The organism is Vibrio sp. IB15 (genome assembly GCF_016406055.1).
In the GTDB taxonomy this organism is placed as follows: domain Bacteria; phylum Pseudomonadota; class Gammaproteobacteria; order Enterobacterales; family Vibrionaceae; genus Vibrio; species Vibrio chagasii.
Genome location: NZ_JAEFCE010000097.1, coordinates 1 through 9,612 on the forward strand (window position 1 = coordinate 1; position 9,612 = coordinate 9,612).

The window sequence follows — 9,612 nt, forward strand, 5'->3', positions numbered from 1 at the left end:
CTTACTACCGTTTTTGTTTTTAGTTCCCGCTAATCCGCGATGAACCAAAAAAAAGGGACGCCATGAGCGTCCCTTTTTTTGTTCAATTTTTTCATTTCGAAAACAGATGTAGTGTTAATACATCCCAGTTCGCATAGTAGAAACCCGCGGCAGCCAAAGTCATTGCCATCATCAGCAAAATCGCAACTCGCCAGATAAAACGACCACTACGTGGAGTCAGTTCCTTCTCGCAGTCGTTACACATCATGATGAACTTATGTTGATCTTCCAACTTGGCATCATGTTCGTTCACTACTTTATTTCGGCACGTCGCGATATAACGCAGCTTGCTTACCATATCGTGCGGTAGCCTTTCTTCACAGCTTGTTACGAGCTCATGCAATCCTTCGCCTTCAGCGTGATATTGAAGTCTCAATAATTTCTCTATATTGCGAGTTCTTGTCACCACTTTTTCAATATCGGTCATCTTGGCCCTCCCACTCCACACTATAATTCTAGTCGAGCATTTCCTTATTCTTATACAAAATCACTGCTATTTACGAGAGCAAGAGACAAGAAATAACAGTGCTTTATCCCAAACTGGCCATTAAATGTGATATCTGCCGAAAAATAATCAGCTTTGCTTACAGCAGTTCACGAATAGCGGCTTTAAACACATATCCCTATTGCCCGAAAGACTAGAATAACCATTACGACTACATGGAGGTTATATGCCTAACTCACTCTTTTTTGCCATCTTTGCACTCGCAGGTCTCGCGGCCTGGGTATTTCTTGTTTTTTATCGAAAGCACATGCAAGGCGAGAACGCACCAGAAAAGAAAGTGAACGTCACGGTATTAGATAAACAATCCATCGACCTTCCTGATGCAGAACCGGGTCAAGAAGACCAAGAGTATTGGATTTATGTTCAACGCGGTGTAGTTGGTCCGAAACGTGAGTTCCAAGTCGGCATTCACTACTTCCACGCTCTTAACCCGGGTGACAAAGGGACCTTAACTTATCAAGGTGATAAGTTCTTACACTTTGCATTGAAGCGCTAACCCTAGCGCTTCAACCCTTTCTCATCGACATTCAACAATAAACCAATATCGAAACGCCTTGGCGCATCGCTAAGGCAATAGCCAACGTGTCTTCTCTGACTTAGAAACGATCCAGCTCATCCACAGTGCACCTGCTCCGCTAATCACTATCCATAATGGAATAACCCAAGCTGGGTGACCTTGGTACCAACCAAACTCTTTCATTGGCCACAAGAAGATTGGGTGCAGTAGGTAGATACCCAAACTGTGTTTACTGATGAAGCCAACCACTTGATTGCCTTTGTCTGACAACCCTTCTCCAAAGTAGCGACACAACATAAACACCATGCTCGCAGCTAATACCGTATTCAAGGTTTTGTAGGAGAACCAACGACCAACCGTGTACTCTTCTGCAGCTAAGCTCGCATCAACCACCATATAGACTGTGGTCAACAGTGCCAATACGCCAAGTCCAGTACTCACGCTAACAGTAAACTTGTTGAGTGGGACTTTCTTGTACAGCAGATAACCCAGTGGCAAGTAGCCAGTGTAAAGCCACAGCTCATGGCTCCAAGGACCATCGATTCTGAGTAAGAACAATAACGAGGTAAACAACCACACCGCAGTGAAGCTATAAACCGCCTTATCACCATACTTTCTCACCATGATCTGTAAGAACGGAATCACAAAATAGAGTGGAATGAAGTAGTAGAAGAAACCTAAGTGATAGTAGGTATAGTGGTGATAGCTATTAAGCAGCACATCCCAACTGACATCGGCATCAAAGCCCATTGCCGACCAACCAGACAGGTAGGTATAGAAAAGCGACCAGACGATAAAAGGAATCAACACCTTACCTAAACGGCGCTTTAGATAATACTTGGCATCAAATGGACGCTGATCACTGAGCATCAGGGCGCCAGTTATCAATATAAAGACAGGTACCGCCCAACGGCTGAAACCATTGACCGTAACCGCCGTTAGCCACTCACCAAAAGGAATGGTTCCTAGCTCGTTGCGATAAGGTGCCAAAACATGAATCGCGATAACCGCTACGGCCGCGACACATCGTGCTAAATCAAAGAAGAGAATTCGCTGCTTCATGTAAATGCCTGATTAATATTCAATCATTCTACTATAGCAATAAAAAAGCTGACCGGAATAAATACCAAGTCAGCTTATTGTTAAAGGAGAAGCATATCGCGATTTAATCGAATCAGACGGAAGCTTATGCCGCTGAGGTTTGTGGCACCTTAGGCAAGCGCAACGAAATCACCGTTGTTATCGCCAGGAATGCGAACGAGACCCACAAACAAGCTGACAAGCCGCCCATTTGGAACACCAAGCCAGATAGGATTGTGCCTATTAAACGGCCCATAGCATTCGCCATATAGTAGAAACCCACATCAAGCGACACACCATCGCCTTTTGCATAACTGACAATCAGGTATGAGTGAAGCGATGAATTGACCGCGAAGATGGCACCAAACACCATCAAGCCACCAATAATCACCAGTTCTGGTTGCCATGTTATCTGCACCGCATAAGCGATACCCGCCGTTACCAGAGCCAATGCGCCCGCCCATAACAGTGCTGCATGTCCATCTGGTACCTTGCCTTGCGCTTTACCGGTAATCTTAGGCGCTATGCCTTGTACAAAGCCGTAAGCGATGGTCCAAGCTGCTAAGAAGCCACCTACCCAAGAGTGATCCCAACCAAATACACTGCCTAGATAGATTGGCAGAGCAATCACGAACCACACATCACGAGCGCCAAACAGGAACATGCGCGCCGCAGACAGGATGTTGATCGATTCAGACTTAGAGAAGATTTGTTTGAACTTAGGCTTGGTTTTCGCCTTACCCATGTCTGCCTCTAAGCTCACTACACTGCCAATGAAGACTAAAGTCAGCACTGCAGCCATAGCAAGCACTGCGTATTGGAAGCCAATCGTTGAAAGCAGCAAACCACCAATAAAGAAGCCTGCACCCTTAAGCGCATTCTTAGATCCAGTCAGAATCGCAATCCACTTATACAAAGCACCTTGCTGCTCATCCGGCACCAAGGTTTTGATTGAACTCTTGGCACTCATCTTATTAAGATCTTTAGCAATACCTGACAGCGCCTGCGCCGCCATTACCCAAGGAATCGTCAACATGGCCGATGGCAAGGCCAACATACCCAAGGCGAAAACTTGCATCCCCAGGCCAATGTTCATGGTCTTATTGAGGCCAAGACGCGCCCCCAGCCAACCACCGATTAAGTTCGTCACCACACCAAAGAATTCATAGAAGAGGAACAGTGAGGCGATTTCTAGCGAGCTGTAACCAAGGTCGTAGAAATACAAAACCACCAGCATACGAAGTGCACCATCGGTAATGGTGAAGTTCCAGTAGTTGAAAGTCACCAACATGTATTGGCGAACGCTCTTACTTAGATTTGAAAACATAATGCTATCTCTGCAATCAAAACAAAAAGAGCTTTTGGATCACGATAAGCTTAACACTCCAGATACCAAAAGCTCCTTGTCTAACACCGGTGACTATTAGCTATTCGCTACGCCATTGATGTACTCAACCTGGATAGGTTTAGTGAAAGCACCTGGACGCAGTGCTTGAACTTCTTGAACAATCTTGTCGAGGTCCCAACCTTTTTCTAACAGCAAGTGAGCTGCGAACAAACCTGTACGGCCTGAACCGCCCATGCAGTGCATAGCGACTTTCGCACCGCTATCAACGATTTTGTGCAACTCAGGGCTTGCTGCAGACCATTTCGCCGCAAAGTCAGTACCTGGAGCACAATCGTCTTCGATTTCGATTTGGAACCACTGCATGCCTAGCGCACGAGTTTTCTCGCCAAGTGCTGCCACGTCTTTGCTTGCAAGCTCTGTATCATCGAGCGCAGTCACGATAGCTTTAACGCCCTGCTCTTTCAGTTGTGCCAGAGATGCATCAAGATCAGCCTCTTTAGTACCTGGGCATGGAGTCAGAATCAGCGCACCTTGTTCAAGGTCTAGTTGCCATGTTGGATGTGTCATAGTGTTGTCTCCTAAGCGCTCAGGTTTATGCTAAGCCGACAGTACGTACTAACTCTGCGGTACGTGTCGCGTAACCCATTTCGTTGTCGTACCAAGCGTAGATCTTAACCATGCGCTTACCAACCAGCATGGTAGACAGTGCATCTACAATTGTAGAACGTTGGTCGCCTTTGTAGTCGATAGACACCAGTGGTCGCTCTTCAAAGCCAAGAATGCCTTTCAGTTCATTCTCAGACGCCTCTTTCAGCATCGTGTTCACTTCTTCTGCCGTTGTGTCTTGCTTCACTTCGAAGATGATGTCAGTCAGAGACGCGTTCGCTAGTGGTACACGAACCGCGTGGCCGTTGATACGGTTTTCTAGCTCAGGGAAGATCTCAACAATCGCCTTAGCAGAGCCAGTTGTTGTTGGGATTAGGCTCATACCACAAGCACGTGCACGACGTAGGTCTTTATGTGGCGCATCTAGGATAGTCTGAGTGTTAGTTAGATCGTGAATCGTTGTGAAAGAGGCATTCTCGATACCAAGTTTCTCGTTGATCACTTTAACCACAGGTGCAATACAGTTAGTGGTACAAGACGCTGCAGTCACAATCTTATGTACTGCTGGGTCAAAGATGTTGTCGTTAACACCAACCACGATGTTTGCGATGCCTTCTTCTTTTACAGGTGCAGAAACTACAACGCGCTTCACGCCCTGCTCTAGGTATTTGTTTAGGAAAGAAGTCTTACGGTGAACACCTGTCGCTTCAATCACAACATCACAACCAGACCAATCGATCGCGTCGATGTCACGCTCTTTAGTGGTTTTGATGCGTTGACCATTGATGATCATCTCGTCGCCTTCAGTTGTTACTTCATGGTTCCAACGACCTTGAACTGAATCAAACTCTAGAAGGTGTGCAAGCGTTGCTGTATCGCCAGCTACATCGTTGATCTTTACAAACTCTAGCTCTTCCCAATCGAAAGCTGCGCGAAGTGCTAGACGGCCGATACGGCCAAAACCATTAATACCTACTTTAACTGTCATTATGTGTTCTCTCAGTCAGTGGTGAATCTAAAAATATTCGATCAAACGCAACATTGAGGACGTGAAGTCATCGCTTCTAGGCGCTCAATATCTTGTTGGTATTCAGTTTTCAAACAGTTCGATGCGATAAGGTCATCAACTAAATTTAGCATCCAACCCGGTAAATCTTGTGACAGGCGGTAAAACACCCACTGCCCTTGGCGAACGTCAGTCAAAATGCCGTTTGAACGCAGCTGCGCAAGGTGGCGCGATACCTTTGGCTGACTTTCTTGTAATGCCTGAGTCAACTCACCAACTGAAAGGCACTCTTGGCGCACAATCAACATTAAGCAACGCACTCGCGTTTCGTCAGACAGTAATTTAAAAAATTGGTGAGGAAGCATAACTACATACTCATATATGGATATGCGTATACATTAGTTATAAAAAAACGCACGTCAAGGCGTGCGTTTTTAATGTCATAAAAGTTTAATAAAGCAACACTACAGCTTGTTGGTCACAGTGTGACTCCAGCGACGCGCTTCTGTAAGTTCAGTTTTTACCTGATCCACGCTAAGCCCTAAATCAGCGCAGTGCTCATCAATCTGCTGCCAATCCGCATGCTCAAAGCTCTCTTCAAGGGCAAGCAAAGTACCGTAAGGGCCTTCCCTACGTAATAGAGCAACCTTGATACTTTTACACAGAGGCAACTGCTCGACTAAGTTCTCTAACGACAAATCCAACAGCGCATCTAACAAGGAGAATAAGCCAATCATAAAGGCCTGCTCTCTATACCCTTCAAATGCCTGATAGCGAGACATACGCTGACAAAACTGGGCACGCTGTAGGGACAGTCCATACAGCTCTTTCGGCTTTTTATCAGAGACATAAGAGGCTACGGCTAACGAAACAAACATTTTCAGTTTCTCTTGCCCTAGATACACCAAAGCCTGACGAAAAGAAGAGATGGTCACTTCGAGGCGCGGCGACATAGTATTCACAAACCGCAGCAGCTTGTATGAGAGCGCCACATCTTTCGCAACAATGCTTTCGACACGTTGAAAGTCCACATCGGGCTTACACACTTCTTGGAACAGCTCCATAGCAATCACTTGCTCAGGGCTAATATACTTACTCTTGATGATTTCCGGTTTATTGAAAAAGTAGCCTTGGAAAAACTTAAAGCCAGCTTCTTTGGCTTGCTGGAATTCTTGCTCGGTCTCAACACGCTCCGCCAAAAAGCTAAACTTCTTCCCTTGGTGTGCCCTAACCAAATCACACGCTTCATCCAAACCCATCTGCATGATATCGAGCTTTACGATATGCGTGTATTTAAGGAAACGTTCCCATTCTGGGGTCGAAGTAAAATCATCTAAGGCGATCATATAACCCGCTTGGTAAAGGTCTTTAACCGCTTCCAACAATTCATCTGTCGGTTTGCAGGTTTCCAGAATCTCTACCACCACTTTATCTTTCGGCAAACTTAAGGGCAGTCGACGAATCAAACTTTGATAAGGAAAGTTAATAAAGCAGCGTGAAGATGGAATTGAAGGGTTAAGACCCACAGACAAGAAGTTCTCAACAATCAGACGATACGTTGCTCGATTAGACTCAATATGCGCTGGGTACGCATTCTTTTCGCCATCGCGAAATAACAACTCATAGCCAAGTGTATTCCTCTTGCGATTTAAGATAGGTTGTCGAGCAACGTATGTAGCGGTCATTTCTTGATAACTCTGATTGGTTTAACTATAACTCAGTCGCTTAATCTAAGCTTTCGCGGCAGCTAGCAAAGCACCGCAGCCCATGAACATACCACCAAATATTTTATTTATCTTACCCATTATGCGATCAGAGCGAATAAAACGTCCCATTTGTGACGCTAATGAGGTGTAACCCAGCATAACAACGCTATCAATGAATACTGTCGTCACACCTAGCACTAATAACTGCGGTGCTTGAGGTTGTGTAGGGTCAATAAATTGAGGAAACAGAGCCACCAAAAACACGATGGATTTCGGATTCGTTAGGTTGATAAGCACAGCGTTTCTCAGCAGTTTGCCACTCGACAGAGCAGAGCTCTCTTCAGATGCCACTAGGCTCGAGCTATCACGCCACTTTTGAATACCTAACCAAACTAAGTAAACCACACCGACCCATTTAATGATGGTGAACGCCAATGCAGACTTAGCAACGAGCGCGCCGATACCCGCGCCCACCAACACAATGTGAAACGTAAGACCAAACTGTAAACCGACGATTGATGCCAATGACTTTCGAGTGCCATAGCTTAACCCATTGCTGATTGAATTTACGGTACCCGAGCCCGGAGCCAAGCTAAACAAAATCGCTGTGACAACATAAGCAAGCCAAACATGAGTATCCATTTGCATTTCCTTACTAGTTCTTTAATCTAACAACATTAGTAGCAATAAAGCTCTCCACGCATCAGTTCAGGTAATTTCCCATGGAAAACCACAGCGAAACCGCCTTCCCTTACACTCAAGAACCTCAGTTCGATCATGCGATTAAACACCCGATCAACGCTCTTTGGCAACAAAGAAAAGAGGGGTATTTAACATCGTCTGGTAAAAAGAAACTGTACTGGTGCAGCCTCACCTCAGAGAAGCACAGCAAAGCTATTGTGATTTCAAATGGCCGTATCGAATGCTGCCAAAAATACCAAGAAATCTTTTATGATTTTTATCAACAAGGCTACGACGTTTATTCATTTGACCATCAAGGTCAAGGCCAGTCGGAACGTATGGTAGCAGACTCTGACATTGGTCACATTCATGAGTTTGATGATTATGCATCTGATATGTCTGACATGATTGCCAGCTTTGACCTCAGCAAGTATGCCAAGCGATACCTGTTAGCCCACTCAATGGGGAGCACTATCGCGACACGCTACCTACAAACCCATCCAGACCACCCATTTGATAAGGTCACCTTGTGCGCCCCAATGTTTGGTATCAACACCGAGTGGTACTTAAAGCCTATCGCGATGATTATTGGGCAAGTGCTTACCGCGTATCACGCCAAACCGGTTTACGCGCCAGGTCAGCAGGCCTATTACTCGAAACCTTTCGAGAATAACCTCCTGAGCCAAAGCAAGGTTCGTTATCAGTGGTTCCGTAGACTTTACGAAGAGAACCCTTCACTGCAAGTCGGTGGCGCTAGCACTCGCTGGGTATGGCAAGGGTTAATGGCAGCCAAGCAGTCAATCCAACAGACTCGTCAAATCAAGATCCCTCTATTACTGATTCAAGCTGGTGAAGAGAAGATTGTGAGTAACGATGCTCAGGTGAAATTCATCAATAAGCTGAAGAAAACCAACCCGGATTGCCACTTTAAAGTTATTGAAGGCTCAAGGCATGAAGTGTTGTTTGAGCAAGACAAATACCGTAATCAAACACTGGATGCCATTAATCAGTTCTTTGTTTAGTACTCACATCAACTGCATAAGAAGCGAGCCATAAGATAGCGAATAAAGAGGAAGAGAAGTAAGTGAGCTTTGCCCTCTTTTCTTGCATGATTTTGGCATACAATTTCTGGGTCGAGATATTGTAGTTCAAACGATACTAGCATTGGCTAGTGTTGATATTGGTTAAGCACTTTGCAATGAGGGTTAAATGACTATTCCTGCACTTAAAGATTCCGTGAAAATCGTTGCCTCTGATTTAGATGGTACGCTGCTGGCTCCCAACCATCAGTTGAGCGATTTTACCAAGCTAACGCTAAAGAAGTTACACGAGCAAGGTTATACCTTTATCTTCGCAACGGGTCGCCATCACGTCGATGTAGCTGGGATTCGTCAAATCGCAGGGATTCCGGCATACATGATCACGTCGAACGGTGCTCGCGTGCACGACCAGAATGATCAGCTAATGTATAGCCAAAACGTACCTCAAGAACTCGTTCAACCGGTTATTGATATTGTTCGCCAAGATCCAAACATCTTCATTCACATGTACCAAAATGAAGATTGGTTGCTCGATCGTGAAGATGAAATGCTAGCTAAGTTCCACAGTGAGTCAGGCTTCAGCTACAAGCGCTTTGAAGCAGACAATGCGCCGAGCGACGGCATTGCCAAGGTTTTCTTCACTCACCCAGAGCAAGACCACGAACACCTAGTGACGTTTGAGAAAAAGCTAAAAGAAGCATTTGGAGACAAGTTAAACGTGGCTTTCTCAACACCTTGGTGTCTGGAAGTGATGGCCGCTGAAGTATCTAAAGGTCATGCTTTAGACGCTGTCGCGAAATCTCTGAACCGAACGCTGGATAACTGTGTTGCCTTTGGTGATGGTATGAATGACGCTGAGATGCTGGCAATGGCAGGTAAAGGCCTAATCATGGGCACATCGCACGAGAAAGTGATGCAAGCACTACCAGACAATGAAGTGATTGGTAGCAACGCTGATGATGCCGTTGCGCACTACTTAGAGAAACACCTACTCTAAACAACCCCATCATACAAAAAGGCAGCCAATGGCCCTGTCTCTTGATCACAAGTCTGGTTAATCAAGAGACTTGGCGAGTTCATACCC

11 protein-coding genes are annotated in these 9,612 nt (G+C 45.5%); 3 read left to right on the forward strand and 8 right to left on the reverse strand.

Annotated elements, in window-relative coordinates; translation table 11 throughout:
- Positions 1–91: 91 nt before the first annotated feature.
- Complete coding sequence (locus JC606_RS22155; RefSeq protein ID WP_004740517.1) at positions 92–466, reverse strand: hypothetical protein; 375 nt, start codon at positions 464–466, stop codon at positions 92–94.
- Positions 467–710: 244 nt separating this feature from the next.
- On the opposite strand from JC606_RS22155, the gene JC606_RS22160 reads away from it, so the two are divergent.
- Complete coding sequence (locus tag JC606_RS22160) at positions 711–1,040, forward strand: DUF2500 domain-containing protein (RefSeq protein WP_004740515.1); 330 nt, start codon at positions 711–713, stop codon at positions 1,038–1,040.
- A gap of 69 nt (positions 1,041–1,109) precedes the next feature.
- Here JC606_RS22160 and JC606_RS22165 read toward each other — a convergent pair whose 3' ends face one another.
- The 7 genes from JC606_RS22165 to rhtB all read right to left on the reverse strand — a co-directional run bounded on the left by JC606_RS22165 (position 1,110) and on the right by rhtB (position 7,449).
- Positions 1,110–2,123 (reverse strand): acyltransferase, encoded by a 1,014-nt coding sequence (locus JC606_RS22165; protein ID WP_004740513.1) that lies wholly within the window; start codon positions 2,121–2,123, stop codon positions 1,110–1,112.
- 124 nt (positions 2,124–2,247) lie between these two features.
- Positions 2,248–3,468, reverse strand: a complete 1,221-nt coding sequence (arsJ, locus tag JC606_RS22170) for an organoarsenical effux MFS transporter ArsJ (protein WP_198779461.1) — start codon at positions 3,466–3,468, stop codon at positions 2,248–2,250.
- 96 nt (positions 3,469–3,564) lie between these two features.
- The gene (locus JC606_RS22175; protein ID WP_004740503.1) at positions 3,565–4,056 is read right to left on the reverse strand and encodes a cyclin-dependent kinase inhibitor 3 family protein; all 492 of its coding nucleotides are present in this window, start codon (positions 4,054–4,056) and stop codon (positions 3,565–3,567) included.
- A gap of 25 nt (positions 4,057–4,081) precedes the next feature.
- Entirely contained in the window at positions 4,082–5,083 is a 1,002-nt protein-coding gene (locus tag JC606_RS22180) for an ArsJ-associated glyceraldehyde-3-phosphate dehydrogenase (RefSeq protein WP_004740501.1), read from the reverse strand.
- A gap of 41 nt (positions 5,084–5,124) precedes the next feature.
- The gene (locus tag JC606_RS22185; RefSeq protein ID WP_198779462.1) at positions 5,125–5,466 is read right to left on the reverse strand and encodes an ArsR/SmtB family transcription factor; all 342 of its coding nucleotides are present in this window, start codon (positions 5,464–5,466) and stop codon (positions 5,125–5,127) included.
- A gap of 99 nt (positions 5,467–5,565) precedes the next feature.
- On the reverse strand, positions 5,566–6,786 hold the full coding sequence (locus JC606_RS22190; protein WP_102423317.1) for an EAL and HDOD domain-containing protein: 1,221 nt from the start codon (positions 6,784–6,786) through the stop codon (positions 5,566–5,568).
- Positions 6,787–6,831: 45 nt separating this feature from the next.
- The gene (rhtB, locus tag JC606_RS22195) at positions 6,832–7,449 is read right to left on the reverse strand and encodes a homoserine/homoserine lactone efflux protein (protein ID WP_137408679.1); all 618 of its coding nucleotides are present in this window, start codon (positions 7,447–7,449) and stop codon (positions 6,832–6,834) included.
- An 80-nt stretch (positions 7,450–7,529) separates the two neighbouring features.
- Between rhtB and JC606_RS22200 the strand changes: the two genes are divergently transcribed.
- Positions 7,530–8,510 carry an alpha/beta fold hydrolase gene (locus tag JC606_RS22200; RefSeq protein WP_137408680.1) on the forward strand — a complete coding sequence of 327 codons (981 nt, stop codon included), beginning with the start codon at positions 7,530–7,532 and terminating at the stop codon, positions 8,508–8,510.
- A gap of 187 nt (positions 8,511–8,697) precedes the next feature.
- On the forward strand, positions 8,698–9,525 hold the full coding sequence (locus JC606_RS22205; RefSeq protein ID WP_137408681.1) for a Cof-type HAD-IIB family hydrolase: 828 nt from the start codon (positions 8,698–8,700) through the stop codon (positions 9,523–9,525).
- Positions 9,526–9,612: the final 87 nt, after the last annotated feature.